At 73.9% G+C, this 17,705-nt stretch carries 19 protein-coding genes and 1 tRNA gene; 16 read left to right on the plus strand and 4 right to left on the minus strand.

Annotated features, from left to right (window positions below; genetic code table 11):
• Nucleotides 1–100: 100 nt before the first annotated feature.
• Nucleotides 101–2,368, minus strand: coding sequence for a penicillin acylase family protein (locus ACIQPQ_RS21415; protein ID WP_401306456.1), 2,268 nt, complete (start codon nt 2,366–2,368; stop codon nt 101–103).
• Between the two features lie 271 nt (nt 2,369–2,639).
• On the opposite strand from ACIQPQ_RS21415, the gene ACIQPQ_RS21420 reads away from it, so the two are divergent.
• The 4 genes from ACIQPQ_RS21420 to ACIQPQ_RS21435 all read left to right on the plus strand — a co-directional run bounded on the left by ACIQPQ_RS21420 (nt 2,640) and on the right by ACIQPQ_RS21435 (nt 4,866).
• A complete protein-coding gene (locus ACIQPQ_RS21420) occupies nt 2,640–3,350 on the plus strand; it encodes a siderophore-interacting protein (RefSeq protein WP_401305982.1) in 711 nt (236 codons plus the stop codon).
• Between the two features lie 74 nt (nt 3,351–3,424).
• Nucleotides 3,425–4,135 carry an HhH-GPD-type base excision DNA repair protein gene (locus ACIQPQ_RS21425; protein ID WP_401305984.1) on the plus strand — a complete coding sequence of 237 codons (711 nt, stop codon included), beginning with the start codon at nt 3,425–3,427 and terminating at the stop codon, nt 4,133–4,135.
• 152 nt (nt 4,136–4,287) lie between these two features.
• Entirely contained in the window at nt 4,288–4,611 is a 324-nt protein-coding gene (locus ACIQPQ_RS21430; protein ID WP_401305985.1) for a hypothetical protein, read from the plus strand.
• A gap of 114 nt (nt 4,612–4,725) precedes the next feature.
• A complete protein-coding gene (locus ACIQPQ_RS21435; RefSeq protein WP_383768458.1) occupies nt 4,726–4,866 on the plus strand; it encodes a hypothetical protein in 141 nt (46 codons plus the stop codon).
• A 49-nt stretch (nt 4,867–4,915) separates the two neighbouring features.
• Here the strand turns inward: ACIQPQ_RS21435 and ACIQPQ_RS21440 are convergent, their stop codons facing one another.
• Entirely contained in the window at nt 4,916–6,574 is a 1,659-nt protein-coding gene (locus tag ACIQPQ_RS21440) for a helicase HerA-like domain-containing protein (protein WP_401305987.1), read from the minus strand.
• Nucleotides 6,575–6,719: 145 nt separating this feature from the next.
• Here ACIQPQ_RS21440 and ACIQPQ_RS21445 point away from each other — a divergent pair, with 145 nt between their 5' ends.
• Nucleotides 6,720–7,016, plus strand: a complete 297-nt coding sequence (locus ACIQPQ_RS21445; RefSeq protein WP_004943146.1) for a type II toxin-antitoxin system VapB family antitoxin — start codon at nt 6,720–6,722, stop codon at nt 7,014–7,016.
• A 200-nt stretch (nt 7,017–7,216) separates the two neighbouring features.
• Nucleotides 7,217–7,831 (plus strand): LytR C-terminal domain-containing protein, encoded by a 615-nt coding sequence (locus ACIQPQ_RS21450; RefSeq protein WP_401306458.1) that lies wholly within the window; start codon nt 7,217–7,219, stop codon nt 7,829–7,831.
• Nucleotides 7,832–7,908: 77 nt separating this feature from the next.
• On the opposite strand, the gene upp is transcribed toward ACIQPQ_RS21450, so the two are convergent.
• Complete coding sequence (gene upp / locus ACIQPQ_RS21455; RefSeq protein WP_383768454.1) at nt 7,909–8,544, minus strand: uracil phosphoribosyltransferase; 636 nt, start codon at nt 8,542–8,544, stop codon at nt 7,909–7,911.
• A gap of 137 nt (nt 8,545–8,681) precedes the next feature.
• On the opposite strand from upp, the gene ACIQPQ_RS21460 reads away from it, so the two are divergent.
• The 8 genes from ACIQPQ_RS21460 (at nt 8,682) to ACIQPQ_RS21495 (ending at nt 13,659) form a co-directional block, all read left to right on the plus strand.
• Nucleotides 8,682–8,870, plus strand: a complete 189-nt coding sequence (locus tag ACIQPQ_RS21460) for a hypothetical protein (RefSeq protein ID WP_383768451.1) — start codon at nt 8,682–8,684, stop codon at nt 8,868–8,870.
• Nucleotides 8,871–9,248: 378 nt separating this feature from the next.
• Nucleotides 9,249–9,785, plus strand: coding sequence for a hypothetical protein (locus ACIQPQ_RS21465; protein ID WP_401305990.1), 537 nt, complete (start codon nt 9,249–9,251; stop codon nt 9,783–9,785).
• A gap of 59 nt (nt 9,786–9,844) precedes the next feature.
• Nucleotides 9,845–10,276 (plus strand): tRNA adenosine(34) deaminase TadA, encoded by a 432-nt coding sequence (tadA, locus tag ACIQPQ_RS21470; RefSeq protein ID WP_401305992.1) that lies wholly within the window; start codon nt 9,845–9,847, stop codon nt 10,274–10,276.
• A 45-nt stretch (nt 10,277–10,321) separates the two neighbouring features.
• Nucleotides 10,322–10,409, plus strand: a tRNA-Ser gene (locus tag ACIQPQ_RS21475).
• A gap of 247 nt (nt 10,410–10,656) precedes the next feature.
• Nucleotides 10,657–10,827: a hypothetical protein gene (locus ACIQPQ_RS21480; protein ID WP_383768828.1), complete on the plus strand. Its 171-nt coding sequence runs from the start codon at nt 10,657–10,659 to the stop codon at nt 10,825–10,827.
• 9 nt (nt 10,828–10,836) lie between these two features.
• Nucleotides 10,837–11,130: a Dabb family protein gene (locus ACIQPQ_RS21485; RefSeq protein ID WP_383768443.1), complete on the plus strand. Its 294-nt coding sequence runs from the start codon at nt 10,837–10,839 to the stop codon at nt 11,128–11,130.
• 201 nt (nt 11,131–11,331) lie between these two features.
• Complete coding sequence (locus ACIQPQ_RS21490; protein WP_401305994.1) at nt 11,332–12,306, plus strand: RNA polymerase sigma factor SigF; 975 nt, start codon at nt 11,332–11,334, stop codon at nt 12,304–12,306.
• 450 nt (nt 12,307–12,756) lie between these two features.
• On the plus strand, nt 12,757–13,659 hold the full coding sequence (locus ACIQPQ_RS21495) for an RNA polymerase sigma factor SigF (RefSeq protein WP_383768438.1): 903 nt from the start codon (nt 12,757–12,759) through the stop codon (nt 13,657–13,659).
• 372 nt (nt 13,660–14,031) lie between these two features.
• Here ACIQPQ_RS21495 and ACIQPQ_RS21500 read toward each other — a convergent pair whose 3' ends face one another.
• Nucleotides 14,032–14,235: a hypothetical protein gene (locus ACIQPQ_RS21500; RefSeq protein WP_383768436.1), complete on the minus strand. Its 204-nt coding sequence runs from the start codon at nt 14,233–14,235 to the stop codon at nt 14,032–14,034.
• 224 nt (nt 14,236–14,459) lie between these two features.
• Here ACIQPQ_RS21500 and ACIQPQ_RS21505 point away from each other — a divergent pair, with 224 nt between their 5' ends.
• Complete coding sequence (locus ACIQPQ_RS21505; RefSeq protein ID WP_401305995.1) at nt 14,460–14,951, plus strand: MarR family winged helix-turn-helix transcriptional regulator; 492 nt, start codon at nt 14,460–14,462, stop codon at nt 14,949–14,951.
• A gap of 61 nt (nt 14,952–15,012) precedes the next feature.
• Nucleotides 15,013–17,595, plus strand: coding sequence for an MFS transporter (locus ACIQPQ_RS21510; RefSeq protein ID WP_401305997.1), 2,583 nt, complete (start codon nt 15,013–15,015; stop codon nt 17,593–17,595).
• The last annotated feature ends 110 nt before the right edge of the window (nt 17,596–17,705 follow it).

The raw sequence follows: 17,705 nt of genomic DNA on the forward strand, positions 1-17,705 counted from the left end.
CTCCGGCAGGTGGACGCGCGTCGTCGCCTGGCTCGACCGGGTGGCGGTCGCCGACGCGGTCGGCCGCCGGGTCGTAGGTCTCTCGGTCGTCGCCGTCGGCTCAGGCATCGGGGTGTTCGCTCTCCCGGGTCAGGTGCGCCCAGTCGGTGACGACCGGGGCCGGCTCGCCCCGCAGCCAGAGGGGGAGCTGGTCGTGGTGGTGGGGGTGGTCGGGGTCGCCGTGCGCGCCGAGGGGCACGATCCAGCGGCTGTCCTCGCGGCGGGCGAGGTCCCAGACGAAGCGGGCGACCGGGCCGCGCGCGGCGAGGTCGGTCCTGCCGGGGACGGAGGAGGTGCCGAGCACGCAGTCGTGGTCGCCGGAGAGGGGCGGGGCGAGGGGGTCCGTGACGGTGCCCGTGTCGGAGCCGGGCTCCGGGGGGAGGGCTCGCCAGAGGGCCAGGCGGTGGGTGTCGCCCCAGCGCGGGGCGGGCGTTCCGGCGGTGGCGGCGGCGACCTCCTCGGCGGCCTGCCGGACCAGTTCGGGCCGGTCGACGCCGTACAGCCGGTCGGCGCGCAGCAGGTGGTCGAGGGCGTACCCGACGCGGGGGACCAGGGCGAGCCAGGGCTGGAAGACCTCGGGGTAGGCGGGCGGGCTGGTCAGGGCGGCGAAGGCCGGGTGGGCGGCCAGGCGGCGTACGACGGCACCGCGCAGCGCCGCGAACAGGGCGGCCCCCTCGCTCCCGGCGTCCATCCGGCGGTCCCACGCCAGGAGCCGATCACGCAGGGCACGGGCGGCGGGGGTGAGGGGGGTGGAGAGGGAGGAGGTGGTGGCGGAGGTGGGGGTGGGCGTGGCGGAGCCACCGGGTGCTGCCAGTGCTGTCGGGCCTGCAAGTGCTGCCGGGCCTGCCGGGCCCACGGGGCTCGTGGGCTCTGCCGGTCCGGTGGGGCCGTCGAGGGAGGCCAGCAGGTACAGGAGGGAGTCGGCGGAGGCGAGGTGGGTGTCCGTGTGGACGGCGGCCATGTCGTCGGCGGCCCAGGCGCGCCGCGCGGCGAGCAGGTCGCGGATGCGGTGGGCGCGGTGCGGGGCGGCGAACTCGACGCCCAGCGGGGTGGCGGGGCCGCGCTGGTCGGCCATGACGGCGACGCCGTCGGTCACTCCGGCGCGCGGTGTCGTGTGCCAGCCGGTCCACTCGTGGCCGGGCTCCCAGGCCGCCACCAGGCGGGTGCGGTTGGCGGCGGAGCGGAACGGGACCCGGCCCGCGACCCGGTGCAGCAGGCCGCCCTCGGTGTCGGCGGCCAGGACCACGTTGACCGGCTCGGCCCAGGCGTCGAAGGCGGCGTCGACGTCGGCGGCGCGGCGGGCCCGCAGCAGCGGCAGCAGGGCGCCGAAGCCGAGGTCGGCGGTGACACGGGGCGGGTAGCGGAGGCTGACGGCGAGGGGGGTGCCGTCGTCCAGGCCCTCCGGGCCGCCCGCGACGACCGGGCCGCGGGCGGTCTCCAGCACCTCGGTCTCGACGGGCTCCTCCCCCGCGACCTCGACGCGTTCGGTGTGCCGGGTGACGCGCCGCCAGGTGCCGTCCGGGCCGAGGGCCTCGACGCCCGCCCCGGTGCGGCGCAGGCGCTCGCGGTAGAGGTCCTGGTGGTCGGCCATGGCATTGGTGACGGCCCAGGCGACCGTGCCGGTGTGGCCGGAGTGGGCGATGCCGGGCACCCCGGGCACGGCGAGGCCGACGACGTCGAACTCGTCGCAGGCCAGCCGGATCTGCTGGTGGACGCCGGGGTCCTCGACGAAGCGGTGCGGGTCACCGGCGAGGACGGCCCGCCCGGTGACGGTGCGCGCGCCGGAGAGCAGCCAGCCGTTGCTGCCGGAGGTGCCGGGGCCGTCGGTGGCGAACAGGCCGACGGCGTCCTCGCCGAGGTGGCGGACGGCCTCCTCGCGCCAGAGCTTGGCGGGGAACCCGGCGCACAGGATGTGCGTGGCGAGCCACACGCCGAACGGGGTCCACGGCTCCCAGCGGCCGGGGGCGAGACCGGTCCGCGCGAAGCCGGGCGCGGGGCGCGGGGCGGCGGCCACGGCGGCCAAGCCCTCGTTGACGCCGTCGACGTAGGCCCTGGTCCACGCCGCGGACTCCGGGTCGTTCTCCTCCAGGGCGGCCCAGCAGCGGCGGGCGGTGTCGTCGAGGCGGGCACGGCGGGCGAACAGGTCCCAGGGGAGCGCCTCGGGGCCGAGGAAGGCGGCGGAGGTGCCGCGGGCGCGGTGCCGTCCGACCTCCAGCTGCCAGGCCCGGTCGCGGGCGGTGACCAGGCCCTGGAGCCGGGCGAGACCGAGGACGTCACGGGCCCGCAGGTGGGGGATGCCCCACGCGTCCCGGTAGACACCGGGGGCCACCGGGCCGTCGGGGGTGCGCGGGCCGTCCTGAGCGCGCGGACCGTCGGAGGTGCGTGGACCGGCCTGGGCGCGTGGACCGTCGTGGGTGCGTGGACCGGCCGACGGGCCCGCCGCGGGGTCCGTCTCCGGGGCTGGTCTCCTGGTCTCGCTCGTCACCCCTGCACCCCTCACCGGGCTCGGCTGTCCGGCACGGTCGGTCCGCACCGTTATTAGGTTAGGCTCACCTAATTAGTTGCTGGGTTTCGGAATCGTACGCGAGAGGTGAGGGGCCATGGCGCAGGGGAGGGGCTGGGAGGGCGCGGTCCTCAGGCTCATGAGGGCGAAGGACTTCACGTTCACGGTCACGCGGGCCGAGGACGTGACGCCGGAGTACCGCAGGCTCCGCTTCACGGACGGCGGGCTGCTCGCCGCGACCGGCACGCACCCGACGATGTGGGTCCGGATGTGGTTCCCCCAGGCGGGGAAGCCGCACCAGCGGGCCTACACCCTGGTCGACCCCGACCCGGCGGCGGGCACCTTCTCCCTGGAGTTCGCCCTGCACGAGGGCGCCGCCAGCGACTGGGCGCGGGCGGCGCGGCCCGGCGACACCATCGAGGCGACCGTCCAGGGCACCGGCTTCGAGGAGCCGTCCCCCGCGCCCTCGCACGTGCTCGCGGTCGGCGACCCGGCCTCGCTGCCCGCGATCAACTCCCTGCTGGGCGCGCTCGGCACGGCCCCGGCCACCGTCTGGTTCGAGGGCGGCGGCGCGGACCTGCCGTTCCGGACCGACCCGGCCCGCCACGACCTGCGCCGCGTGCCGCGCGCCGAACTCGTCGACCGCGTGAAGTCCGAACTCCCCGCCCTGCTGGCGGCCACCCCGGCCCCGTACGTCTGGATCGCCTGCGACACCCGCACCACCCGCACCCTCGGCGCGTACGTCCGCAAGGAGCTGGACGTCCCGAAGGACCGCGTCCACGCGCTGGGGTACTGGCGCGAGACCTGAGGGGCCGGGCCGGGCCTGCCCGCCCCGCGGCGCGCGGGCGGGCGGGCGGTGCCGGTCCGCGGGATGATCGGGGCATGGACGTCACCCTGCACCTCGCCCAGGACCCCGAGGCCGACGCGCTCCTCGGGCGGTCCCCGCTCGCCGCGCTGGTCGGGATGCTGCTGGACCAGCAGGTCCCGATGGAGTGGGCGTTCAAGGGCCCCCGGACGATCGCCGACCGGCTCGGCGCCGACGATCTCGACGCGCACGACATCGCCGCCCGCGACCCCGAGGCGTTCGCCGCCCTCCTCGCCGACAAGCCCGCCGTCCACCGCTACCCCGGCTCGATGGCCCAGCGCGTCCAGCAGCTCTGCCGGTACCTCGTCGAGCACTACGACGGTGACGCGAGCGCCGTGTGGGACGGCGTCGCCACCGGTCCCGAGCTGCTGAAACGGCTGGAGGACCTGCCCGGCTTCGGACGCCAGAAGGCACAGATCTTCCTCGCCCTCCTCGGCAAGCAGCTCGGCGTCCGCCCCAAGGGCTGGCGGGAGGCGGCGGGCGCCTACGGCGAGACCGGCTCCTTCCGCTCGGTCGCCGACATCACCGGCCCGGACTCCCTCACCAAGGTCCGCGCCCACAAGCAGGAGATGAAGGCGGCGGCCAAGGCGGCGAAGACGGCGAAGACCGCCAGTACGGGCAGCACGGGCAGCACGAGCAGTACAGGCACGACGGCCAAGGCGGCCAAGGGCGAGAAGCCCGCGAAGACGCAGCGGGCCACGAAGAAGACGACGTCACGCGGTAAGTAGTCCCCCTGCCCAGCCCCCGACGGGGCCCGGGGGCGGCTCCGGCGGGCTCGCGCCCCTCTCCGCGCCGCCGCGCACCCTTCGCTCTCCCCCGATCGGGCGGTTCCGGCCCGCCGGACGCTGGGCGGTGGGCGTGTCGCGGGGAGACGTCCCCCATGCGCAGCACCGCCCGCCTCCTCCCCCGTGGCCGCTCCTGGCTCCGGGTCCTCGTGCTGCTGCTCGCCGTCCTCCTGCCGACCGCCCCCACCGGGGCCGCGGCGTCGGCGCCCGCCGCCGCCGAGATCGTCGAGTACGACGTCTCCGACACCGCGGCCCGCCCGGCCCCGGCCGTCCGCCGCACCGCCGCCGTACGGCCGTGCCGCACCCGTCCCGTCCCCGCGGCCCCGCCCGGCGGCGCTCCCCCGCGCCCCGTCCGGCCCTCCGCACCCCGGCCGCGGTACGTCCTGGACGTGCTGCGGGCGGTGGTCCTGCGCTGCTGACCGGTCCCTCGCCGTGTCCCGGCCCCTCCCCCTGTCCGGGGAGAGCGCCCGGCGACCGGGTCAGCCCCACCGACCGCAGAGACCACCGAGACCACAGACAGGACCGGTTCCGCCATGCCCCTCGACCCGTACGCCGTCCTGCGCGCCCTGCTGCGCGCCGAGGCCGCCCGCAACGCGCCCAAGCCGCGCGCCACCGCCCGGCTCACCGATCACGACAAGCCGTCCCGGCTCCCGCAGAGCGAACGGAGCCGCTGACCCGACGGCGGAGGCGGCCCGGCCGGGCGCCCGGACGGGTGCCGGACGGTCACCGCCTCCGCCGTGCCGTACCGAACAGGGAGCGGGTGATCTCGCGGCCGAGCTGCGTGCCGACCGACCGGGCGAGCGACCTGAACACCCCGCTGCCGACGACCTGTTCGACCACGGACCGGTCTTCGGGCTCCGACCGGGCCCTTCGTCGCGGCTTCGGCTCCGGCTCCGGCTCCCGCGCGGGCTCCCGATCGGGGTGCGCCCCTGGGTGCGCCTCGGGATGCGTCTCGGGCCGGGACGGCGCGTCCGGCGCCGCCCGCTCCCCCGCCTGCGCGGTCAGCCGCTCGTACGCCGACTCCCTGTCCACAGCCTGTGCATAGCGCCCGTACGTCGCGGACTCCCGTACCGCCCGGTCCAGTTCCGCCGGGTCGACCGGGCCCATCAGCGACTCCGGGGCGCGCAGCCGGGTCGCGGCGACCGGGGTGGGGGCGCCGTTCTCGCTGAGGACGGTGACGACGGCCTCGCCGGTGCCGAGGCCGGTGAGGAGTTCCTCCAGGTCGTAGGGGGAGTCGGGGAAGGTCCTGACCGTCGCCTTGAGCGCCTTCCGGTCGTCCGGGGTGAAGGCACGCAGCGCGTGCTGGACGCGGTTGCCCAACTGGGCGAGCACGTCGGCGGGCACGTCCTTCGGGGTCTGGGTGACGAAGAACACGCCGACCCCCTTGGAGCGGATCAGCCGGACCGTCTGCGTGATCGCCTCCAGGAAGGCCTTCGAGGCGTCCGCGAAGAGCAGGTGGGCCTCGTCGAAGAAGAAGACGAGCTTCGGCCGGTCGAGGTCGCCGACCTCGGGCAGGTCGTGGAAGAGGTCGGCCAGCAGCCACATCAGGAACGTCGAGAAGAGCCGCGGCCGGTCCTGCACGGCGGGAAGCTCCAGGACGGAGACGGTCCCGCGCCCGTCGGGCGCCGACCGCAGGAACTCCGCCGTGTCGCACTCGGGTTCGCCGAAGAAGTCCGCCGCGCCCTCCGCCTCGAACGCGGTGAGGGAGCGCAGGATCACCCCGGCCGTGGCGGTGGAGAGGCCGCCGATCTCCCGGAGTTCGGCCCGGCCCTCCTCGGAGGTGAGGAAGGCGACGACCGCCCGCAGGTCCTTGAGGTCGACCAGCTCCAGGCCCTTGCCGTCGGCATAGTGGAAGATCAGGCCGAGCGACTGCTCCTGGGTGCGGTTGAGCCCCAGCACCTTGGCGAGCAGGACCGGGCCGAAGCTGGTCACGGTGGCCCGCACCGGGATGCCGTGGCCGAGACCGCCGAGGGCGTAGAACTCCGCGGGGAAGCCGGTGGCCGTCCACTCCTGGCCCACCTCGGCGGACCGGGAGGCCACCTTCGGGTTCGGCGCGCCGGGGGCCGAGATCCCGGACAGGTCGCCCTTCACGTCCGCGAGGAAGACGCAGACGCCCTGCGCGGAAAGCTGCTCGGCGATCAGCTGGAGCGTCTTGGTCTTGCCGGTGCCGGTGGCGCCCGCGACCAGGCCGTGCCGGTTCAGCATCGGCAGCGGAATCCTGACCCGCGCCTGAGGTCGGCAGGCCCCCTCCCAGAGCAGGGCGCCCAGGTCGAGCGCGGGACCGGTGAAGGCGTACCCGGCGGCGATCCGGCGCGGGACGTCGTCGGCCGCCTCGTCCGGGCCGGGCGGCGGGTTCTGCGACGGGCTGGTGGGCGGAGTCATCGGCGGCCCCTCGTTCCCTGGTGGTCGTTCCCTGCTTCGCTGGTTCCGTTTCCGCTTCGTTCGACCTCTTTTGTCAGATCTTTTCCAGCCTGGCACTCCGCCGCCATGGCTGCGCCCGGAAGGTCTGGGCCGGTAGGCTTTCCGTGTGATCTTCAAGCGCATCGGAAACGGCCGGCCGTACCCCGACCACGGCCGGGAAAGCACCCGGCAGTGGGCGGACGTCGCGCCGCGCCCGGTCCGCCTCGATCAGCTGGTGACCACCAAGCAGCAGCTCGACCTGGAGACCCTGCTCGCCGAGGACTCGACGTTCTACGGCGACCTCTTCGCGCACGTCGTGAAGTGGCAGGGCGATCTCTACCTGGAGGACGGGCTGCACCGCGCGGTCCGCGCCGCCCTCCAGCAGCGCCAGGTGCTGCACGCGCGCGTGCTCGAACTGGACTGAGACGGGGCCGGGCCGACGCCCCCGGACCGGGAACACCCCCCGGCGCACCGGACGCCCTCCCTCCGCCACCCGGCAGGCCCCTGTGGCGTAACCGGTTGGCTCTTTCGGGTTCTCCTTGCGGCCAGTCGAATGATCATCTAGTAGGCATGGCCGCTCAGGCGCACTACGCTGCGCTCATGAGCATGCTGACGCCCCCCGGCATGGGCGGAAAGTACCGGATCACGGGGGACAAGTTCCCGCGGATGCGCCCCCGTCGGCGGCGCGGCCGGCTGGCCGTCGTGGTGGTCGGCTGCGGAGCCCTGCTCGGCGTGGCCGGCTGGGGAACGCTCCAGCTCATCGACGTGTTCACCGGCGGCGGAGGCACCGCTTCCGCGGCCGGTTCGCGGACCGGGTGCACGACCAAGGCGGGGCCGGGCGCGAGCGCCGCCCCCGTGGTCCTGCCGAAGCCCGCGCAGGTCACCGTCAACGTCTTCAACGCGACGACGCGCAGCGGCCTCGCGAAGACCACCGCGGACGAGCTGAAGAAGCGCGGCTTCCGCATCGGCGAGGTCGGCAACGCCGACAAGGTCTACGACAAAAAGGTCACCGGCACGGGCGTCCTGCTCGGCCCGGCCGCCTCGCTCAACACCTCGCTGCCGGTGCTGGCCACCCAGCTCGCGACCGCCGAACGCCGCACCGACGCCGCCCGCAAGGGCGCCGCCGTCGACCTCATCATCGGCAACGGGTTCAAGACCCTCGCCACCGCGCCGGAGGCCACCAAGGCCCTCACCGCGCTCACCGCGCCTAAGCCCGCGGTCACGAAGAAGGGCTGCTGAGGCGGCCGTACGGCCACCACGACAGCCCTCCCGGCCGCGGGGCGGCGCGATCCGCGACCCCCGCGCTCCCGCGGCGCCTACTCCGCCGCGCCGTACAGGCGGTCGCCCGCGTCGCCGAGGCCCGGCACGATGTAGCCCTGCTCGTTGAGGTGGTCGTCCACGGCGGCCGTGACGACCGTGACCGGGGCGCCCGCCAGCTCGCGCTCCATGACGGCCACGCCCTCGGGGGCGGCCAGCAGGACCACCGCGGTGACGTCGTCGGCGCCCCGCCGGATCAGCTCGCGGATCGCGGCGACCAGGGTGCCGCCGGTCGCCAGCATCGGGTCCAGGACGTACACCTGACGGCCGGACAGGTCCTCCGGCATGCGCGTGGCGTACGTGGACGCCTCCAGCGTCTCCTCGTTGCGGATCATGCCGAGGAAGCCGACCTCGGCGGTCGGCAGCAGCCGGACCATGCCGTCCAGCATGCCGAGACCGGCCCGCAGGATCGGCACCACCAGCGGGCGCGGGTACGAGAGCTTGACGCCCGTCGTCCCGGCGACCGGGGTGACGATGTCGACCTGCTCGGTGCGCACGTCCCGCGTGGCCTCGTAGGCGAGCAGGGTGACCAGCTCGTCGGCGAGACGGCGGAAGGTGGCGGAGTCCGTGCGGCGGTCGCGCAGCGTGGTGAGCTTGTGGGCGACCAGGGGGTGGTCGACGACGTGGAGACGCATGTCCACAACAGTAACCGGGCCGTACAGGCGAAGCGTCCCCACACTCCGTGACGCTCTGCCCCGCGCTCGGGCCGTTCCCTGGCATCAAACCGCCCGTCGGAGGGAAGGTGGGGAGCACGGACGAGGGTGGTGACCCCATGCCTGACCTGCCAGACCGCGCGGCCCCGGACGAGCCGCCGGAGACCGAGACCGAGCGCCGCCGACGGCGCGCCAGATTCCTGCGCGAGCTGGCCGAGGCGCGCGAGCTGCGCGACCGGGTGCAGCCGCGCCGCGCCAAGACCGCCCGCCTGCGACACGCGATGCGCATGCGCACGTTCCGCTGGTAAGTGCCGACGGCCGTCCGCGGGCCGGGTTTCCGGGAAGAGCGCCGGTCGGGCGCGGGGCGGCGCGGGGGAAGATCACCGGCGGGCGGCGCGTGTCGGCGGTGCGCCGGGGGCCCGTCGGGGGGTGGCCGTGCGGGCCGCATCCGAAAGCCGCGTACGATCCGCGGTGGCGGCAGCGAGTGCGCTGGTGAGTCGGTCGCGGGCCTCTCTGCGGGGCCGCGGTCGAAACGACCGGACACAGGGTGCCGAAGACGTCCCCTGGACGCCTTGTTTCTGCCACGATTCCGAGTGGGTGGGGCTCGGAGCCCAGCTCTCCCCGCCCGTAACCTCCGCCGGGGGGCTACCCCGACCGGCACGCCTAAGACCAGTGGGAGAGTCACGGTGTACTTCGCCGCACTGCTCGCGCGCACCGAAGACGGGTGGGAAGCGAGCGACACGGAGCTCGACGATGTGGAGACCCTGTCGGATCTCGCCGACCTGGCCCGGGAGGCATCACCCGACGAGGACACGGTGCTCGTGCTGATCGAGCAGGAGGACTCCTGGTTCGGGGTCGTCCGCATCGACGGCGAGGAGGACCCTCGCATCTACGTCTCCGACGCCGCCGCCGCGGCCCGCAGTTCCTACGGCGAGATCCTCCTCACCGACGAACTGCTCGGCCGCAGCTCCGGTGACGGGGACGATCTGGACGCCCTCGACCTGGACGGGACCGAGGACGGCGAGGACGACGACGGGGACGAGTCCTCCGACGCGTCCGGCGCCGACGCGGTGCCGCACGGCCCGGTCGGCGACCCCGGCATCCTCGACGACCTCGGGGTCGGCGAGAAGGAGCTGAAGTCGCTGGCCGGGGAGTCCGGGGACGCCCTCACCGAGATCGCCGAGTCGCTGGGCGCCTCGGAGGTCCTGGAGACCGTCCGCTGACCACACCGCCCCCCGGGGACCGGTCCGCCGACCCCGTACGTGACCGCTGGCGGGCCGCGATGCGGCTCGCCCTGGACGAGGCCGCGCTGGCCGGCCGGGACGGGGACGTCCCGGTCGGCGCGGTCGTGCTCGCCGCCGACGGCACCACCGTCCTGGCGGCCGGGCACAACGAACGCGAGGCGACCGGCGACCCCACCGCGCACGCGGAGGTGCTCGCCCTGCGGCGGGCCGCCGCCGTCACCGGCGCGTGGCGGCTCACCGGCTGCACGCTGGTGGTGACCCTGGAACCGTGCACGATGTGCGCGGGCGCCCTGGTCCAGTCCCGTGTGGAGCGGGTGGTCTACGGCGCCCGCGACGACAAGGCGGGCGCGGCCGGCTCCCTCTGGGACGTCGTCCGCGACCGGCGCCTCAACCACCGCCCCGAGGTGATCGAGGGCGTCCTCGCGGAGGAGTGCGCGGACCTGCTCACCGGCTTCTTCCGCACCCCCTGAATACCGATTTCTGAGCACGGCCGGGCGTGCTGTAAGGTCTCCCTCGGTAGCGTGTCCGAGCGGCCGAAGGAGCTCGCCTCGAAAGCGAGTGTGGCGTAACCCGTCACCGAGGGTTCAAATCCCTCCGCTACCGCTGACAACACCCCCCGCACCGTGGAGACACGGAGCGGGGGGTGTTCTGCTGTGCGCCCGCGCCGACGGCCGACGTGCGGGGCGCCGTCCGTGGGCGCCGCTGTGTCGTGGGGCACGAAAACCCCGCCCGCCGGGTGCCGTTGGTCGGAAAAAACGATGTGAGGGATACACTCGCGCCCGGCAACAGGGGGCCCCGGGGGCGGCGACCGCTCCGGGGGCAGGACAGTCAGTGGGAGGGTGCGGTGGCGGTGAACGCCAAGAAGATCGCCGTCTACGTGCTCGTGGTCTTCATCCTGTACGTGATCATCACGGACCCGGCCAAGGCCGCGGACTACGTGCAGATAGGGTTCGAGGGCATATCGGACGCCGCGAAGGCGGTCGGTGACTTCTTCACCTGGCTCGCCGACGGAGCGCAGTAGGGAGTGCCCATGATCCGCCACCTGGTCCTCTTCAAGCTCAACGAGGGCGTCGAGCGCGACGACCCCCGCGTCGTGGAGGGCGAGGCCCGCTTCCGCGCCCTCGACGGCCGGATCGAGGAACTGCGCTTCTGGGAACTGGGCTGGAACATCAGCGACCGGCCCATCGCCTACGACTTCGCCATCAACTCCGCCGTCGAGGACGCCGACGCCCTCAAGCGGTACGTCGAGCACCCCGACCACCAGGCCGCCGCCGCGCTGTGGCGCGAGTTCGCCACCTGGGTGGTCGCCGACTACACGTTCTGAGCCGACCGCGGCCCCCGGCCGCGCCGCCGCACCGAGCCCTTCGCCGCAATGGCGGAGGGCTTCCGTGTATCAGGCGTCCGCCTTGTCCCTCAACACGGTGTGATGGGGTGCTTGCACACAGTGCACATGTCTTGTGATGCTATGACCGCTTTTGACGGATGAGTTGACCGATATTGACCTGACGAAGAGGTGGCGTTGACCGTGTCGGCCAGTACTGCGCCACCCCAGGACCAGGCACCCGCCTCCGCAACCGCCCCGGCCCCCACGGTGCCCCCGGCCTCCACCCCGGCCGCGCCCACGGCGCCCCCGGCACCCCAGGCCCCCACCGCGTCCCCGGCTCCCGCGGCACCCCAGGCTCCCGCCTCGCCCACGGCCCCGACCGTGCCGGCGGCGCCCGCCGCACCGGAGAAGCGCCGCGGCGCCGACACCCGCGCGCTCACCCAGGTGCTCTTCGGCCAGCTCAAGAACCTCCGCCCCGGCACCCCGGAACACGACCGCGTACGCGGGGCGCTCATCGAGGCCAACCTCCCCCTCGTGCGCTACGCCGCCGCCCGCTTCCGCTCCCGCAACGAGCCGATGGAGGACGTCGTCCAGGTCGGCACCATCGGCCTGATCAACGCCATCGACCGCTTCGACTCCGAGCGGGGCGTGCAGTTCCCGACCTTCGCGATGCCGACCGTCGTCGGCGAGATCAAGCGGTACTTCCGGGACAACGTGCGCACCGTCCACGTACCGCGCCGCCTCCACGAGTTGTGGGTGCAGGTCAACAGCGCGACGGAGGACCTGACCACCGCCTTCGGGCGGACGCCGACCACCGCCGAGATCGCCGAGCGGCTGCGCATCGGCGAGGACGAAGTGCTCTCCTGCATCGAGGCCGGACGGTCCTACCACGCCACCTCGCTGGAGGCCGCGCAGGAGGGCGACGGCCTGCCCGGCCTGCTGGACCGCCTCGGCTACGAGGACCCGGCCCTGGACGGCGTGGAACACCGCGACCTGGTCCGCCATCTGCTGGTCCAGCTCCCCGAACGCGAGCAGCGCATCCTGCTGCTGCGCTACTACAGCAACCTCACCCAGTCGCAGATCAGCGCCGAACTGGGCGTCTCCCAGATGCACGTCTCCCGGCTCCTCGCCCGCAGCTTCCAGCGGCTGCGTTCCGCGAACCGGATCGAGGCGTAGCGGTCCGGGTGTAGCGGTCCGGGCGTAGCGGTCCAGGCGTGGCGGTACGGCGCCGTGGGGACCTCCTGGCCGGTGTCGGGCCGCGGAACCGGGTGCGGGACGCGGGGGCGCGGGGGGCGCACGGGGCGCAAGGGGGTCGGGCAGGGCGCTCCGCAGGGGTCTTTTCATAACAATCGGGACGTTCGTACGCGCGGTCGAGCTGTACGCGGCAAGAGCGAATCGTCCCGGACGTGATGTGTCGACATATTCAGTCTGAAAAACCGTCACACCCCCTGTTTCCAGGGCGGATTCATCACAGCTGTGTCGACATGTCACTACAGCGTGTTGCCGACATGTGACATTCTTCCGGAAGCGCGTTTGCCAGAGCTTCGGCTCCGGTATTCAGGTGAAGGTCGGCGTTCCTCGATCGGAGTGTTCGCCACGACCGTCCCGCGACCCAAAGGGGGTGGCATGTCCGCAGACCAGGGCAGCTCGAAGGTGCTCACGCTCACGAAGAGCGGGCCCGAGGCCGTCGCGCCTGTCGAGCCCGACATCCTCGACGACGTCACGGCCATCGAGACCGCGCCGACCCCGGCCCTCCCGGCCACGGGGGCCATCGACACCCGCACCCTGTCCCGCTCCCTGTTCCTGCGGCTGGCCGCCCTCCACGAGGACAGCCCCGAGCGCGCCTACGTCCGGGACACGCTCATCGAGCTGAACCTCCCGCTCGTGCGCTACGCCGCGGCCCGCTTCCGCTCGCGCAACGAGCCGATGGAGGACATCGTCCAGGTCGGCACCATCGGCCTGATCAAGGCGATCGACCGCTTCGACTGCGAACGCGGCGTGGAGTTCCCGACGTTCGCGATGCCGACCGTCGTGGGCGAGATCAAGCGGTTCTTCCGCGACACCTCGTGGTCGGTGCGGGTGCCGCGCCGCCTCCAGGAGCTGCGGCTGGCGCTCACCAAGGCCAGCGACGAGCTCTCCCAGAAGCTGGACCGCTCGCCGACGGTCGCCGAACTGGCCACCGTGCTGGGCGTGTCCGAGGAGGACGTGGTCGACGGCCTCGCCGTGGGCAACGCCTACACCGCCTCCTCGCTCGACTCCCCGGCCCCCGAGGACGACGGCGGCGAGGGCTCCCTCGCCGACCGCCTCGGCTACGAGGACACGGCGCTGGAGGGCGTGGAGTACCGGGAGTCGCTCAAGCCGCTGCTGGCCAAGCTGCCGCCGCGCGAGCGCCGGATCATCATGCTGCGTTTCTTCGCCAACATGACGCAGTCGCAGATCGGCGAGGAGGTCGGCATCTCCCAGATGCACGTCTCGCGCCTGCTGACCCGCACCCTGTCCCAGCTCCGCGAGGGGCTCATCTCCGACTGACGCGGTGGGCCCGGCCGTCCCACCGGCCGTCCGGGCCCGCGCGGAACCCGTACCTGGCGCGCGCACCGGCCGACGACGGGCGCTCCAGCGGTAGTTGGCCCGCGCGGTCCCCGAGTCGCCCTCAAGTCCCCTTCGCGCGAGCGGGGTTCGGGGCGCGCCCGTGCCCCTGCTCGGGGCGGGCGTCGGCGTCTCGCTCAGGGCACGCCGAAGCCACCGCCGACCAGGGGCCGCCTGACCTGTGCCGCCAGACGGGGCCTGCCGGACGCGCCTCAACTACGCCCGTTCCAGGCCGCGTCGGGCACCGTCTTGCCCAACCCGCCAGCGACCGGCGGAACTCGGAACGGCCCCGCGTCGGCGAGGCCGTTCCGTGGGTCACTTCAGCGCCAGCCAGGCCACCGCCGCGACGATCGCCACCACGGCGACGATGCCGACGACGAGGCCGATCCGGGGGCCGGAGGACTGGGTGGGGGCCGCCTGCCGGGAGCCCTGCGGGGCGCCCTCGTCGACGAACGCGCGGAACATCTGGGTGCTGCCTGCGGGGTCCTGGTGGCCCTGCGGGCCCTGGGTGTTAGCCATGCCCCGAGACCCTAGCGAAACCCGGCGGGCGGCCCCAAGCGGGGGTCCGCTCCACGCCTCCCCGGCCGAAACCCCGGCACCACCCGCGCGACCTGCGCGTTTACCGCCGTAATACATGCCTTTGCCAATTTTTTGCGGCCGTCACCGCCGATTTATTTGCCTGTGGCAACCAATCACTTCTAACCTCTCCATGGTTGCCCTAAGCAACAAATCCGGGAGGTGTGATGGCCGAGCAGGCGCAGTACGAGGAGCTGGCCCGTCAGCTCAGCGGCGTCGGAGCCGTGAAGCGGGACCTCGGGCGGATTCTGCCGTCCGACTGTCCGGCGGGGTCCGCGGCCGTGCTGACCCTCCTCGACCGCCACGGCGATCTGCGGATGAGCGCGCTGGCCGAACTGCTCGCCGTGGACATGTCGGTGACCAGCAGACACGCGGCGCACCTCGCCGAGCGGGGCTGGATCGTCCGGTCCCCCGACCCGGCGGACAAGCGCTCCCGCATCCTGCGCCTCACCCCCGAGGGCGACGCGGTGCTCGCGGACCTCACGCGGCGCAGCACCGCCCTGCTGGCCGAGCGGCTGCGGGACTGGAGCGACGACGAGGTCGGCCAGCTGATCCGCCTGATGACCCGGCTGCGCGCCAGCTTCGGCGACTTCCGTTCGGCCCCCCGCCGACCACCGCCGCCCGGCCCGGCCCCCCGTACCCCCGCACCCGCCGCGTAGACGCGGTCGCGCACACAGACACCGACGTACGAGACGTCAGAGACACAAGAGAAGGAAGCCCATGGCAACGACCACACCAGCCGGTGTGCGGGCGCACGCGAAGCACGGCGGAGGGTCCGGCGCGGACGCTCCGATGACGCACCGGCAGATCATGGAGGCCCTCTCCGGGCTGCTGCTCGGCATGTTCGTGGCGATCCTGTCGTCCACGATCGTCTCCAACGCCCTCCCCCAGATCATCGGCGACCTCGGCGGCGGCCAGTCCGCCTACACCTGGGTCGTCACCGCCACCCTGCTGGCGATGACCGCGACCACGCCCCTGTGGGGCAAGCTAGCCGACCTCTACAACAAGAAGGCCCTGGTCCAGATAGCCCTGGTGATCTACGTCCTGGGCTCGGCCGCCGCCGGTCTGTCGCAGAACACGGGCATGCTGATCGCCTGCCGCGTGGTGCAGGGCGTCGGCGTCGGCGGGCTCTCCGCGCTGGCGCAGATCGTGATGGCCGCGATGATCTCCCCGCGCGAGCGCGGGCGGTACTCCGGCTACCTCGGCGCCACCTTCGCCGTCGCGACCGTCGGCGGCCCGCTGCTCGGCGGGGTCATCACCGACACCTCGTGGCTCGGCTGGCGCTGGTGCTTCTACGTGGGCGTCCCGTTCGCGGTGATCGCGCTGATCGTGCTCCAGAAGACCCTGCACCTGCCCGTCGTGAAGCGGGACGTGAAGGTCGACTGGGCGGGCGCGTTCTTCATCTCGGCGGCCGTCTCCCTGCTGCTGGTGTGGGTCACCTTCGCCGGTGACAAGTACGACTGGCTGTCCTGGCAGACGTACACGATGGTCGCGGGGTCGGTCCTGCTCGGGCTGGTCTTCGTGCTGGTGGAGTCGCGGGCGGCGGAGCCGATCATCCCGCTGCGCCTGTTCCGCAACCGGACCATCACCCTCTCCTCGCTCGCCTCGCTCTTCGTCGGCGTCGCGATGTTCTCCGGCACGGTCTTCTTCGCCCAGTACTTCCAGCTGGCCCGCGACGAGTCGCCCACCATGTCCGGTGTCCTCACCATCCCGATGATCGGCGGCCTGTTCGTCTCCTCCACGGTCTCCGGGCAGCTCATCACCCGCACCGGCCGGTGGAAGGCCTGGCTGGTCGGCGGCGGTGTCCTCATCACGGCGGGCCTCGGCCTGCTGGGCACGATCCGCTACGACACCCCGTACTGGAAGACCGCCGTCTTCATGGCGCTGCTCGGTCTCGGCGTCGGCATGATGATGCAGAACCTGGTGCTCTCCACGCAGAACCAGGTCGCTCCGGGCGACCTCGGCGCGGCCAGCTCCACGGTCACCTTCTTCCGGTCGCTCGGCGGCGCGATGGGCGTCTCCGCGCTGGGCGCCGTCATGGCCCACCGCATCACCGACTACGCGCGGGACGGCATCGCGGGCCTCGACCCGCAGTACGCCCGCCTGGCCGCCGACTCCGGCGGCGCCATCCCCAACATGGACAAGCTGCCCCTGCCGCTGCGCACCGTCATGGAGAGCGCCTACGGCCACGGCATCGCCGACGTGTTCATGATCGCCGCGGTGCTGGCCCTGCTCGCCTTCCTCATCACCCTGTTCATCAAGGAGGTCCCGCTGCGGACCAAGGGGGCGCTGGCGCAGGCGGCCTCGGAGACGGACACGGCGGCCACCGCGGAGGCGGCCGTCGGGATCGCCGTGGTGAGCGACGCGGCGGAGACGGGGTCCGGGCCGGTGCCCGGCTCGGGCGCCCCGGCCGGTGGCCCGGCCGCGGTCACCGCCGCGCCCGGGACGGGCGCCGCGCCCGCGGTGAGCGCCGTGGCCACGGCCGTCGACGAGGCTCCGGCAGGCGGCACCATCGCCCCCGCCCCCGGTGTCCCGGTGCGCGGCTTCGTGCGCGGCGCGGAGAGCGCGCCGGTCCCGCGGGCGGCCGTCACGCTGATCTCCCTCGCGGGCCGGCAGCTGGGCCGCTCGGTGGCGCAGGCCGACGGCTCCTACGCCGTCGACGCGCCGGGCAGCGGCTCGTACGTCCTGATCGCCGCCGCCGACGGCTTCCAGCCGCAGGCGTCCACCGTGGTGGTCAACGGGGAGCCGGTGGCGTACGACGTCCTGCTCAGCGGGACCAGCGGGCTCGCCGGGACCGTACGGGCCGCCGCGACCGGGCAGCCCGTGCCGGACGCGATGGTGATCGTGACCGATGTGCGCGGGGACCTGCTCGCCACCGGGACCACCGGCGCGCAGGGCGAGTTCGGCTTCACCGAGCTGGTGCCGGGCACCGTGACGGTCGCCGTGAACGCCGCCGGGTTCCGGCCGCGCGCGCTGCCCGTCGAGGTCGGCACGGCCGGGGTGAGCCAGGTCGAGGCGGTCCTCGACGCCGGGGCGCACCTGCGGGGCGTCGTCCGGGCGCCGCACGGCCCCCTCACCGACGCCCGCGTCACGCTCGTCGACGCGGCGGGCAACGTCCTCGGCACCGCGACCACCGGTCCCGACGGGGCGTACGCCTTCGCGGACCTGGACGGCGGCGAGTACACCGTCATCGCGACCGGTTACCCGCCGGTGGCCACGTCGTTGACCGTCGAGGGCGGCGGCACCGACGGGCACGACATCGCCCTCGGCCACCCGGGCGGGCCTTCGGGCGACGGGAGTTGAGGCGCGGCCCGCTCCGGCGGGCGGCACCGGCCCCGCGTGCGGGGCGAGTCGACGGGCCGGGCCCCGGGGGCGACCTCCGGGGCCCGGTGGCAGGAACAGCGCAGACGAGG

It is taken from the genome of Streptomyces sp. NPDC091281, assembly GCF_044757425.1.
Classification (GTDB): domain Bacteria; phylum Actinomycetota; class Actinomycetes; order Streptomycetales; family Streptomycetaceae; genus Streptomyces.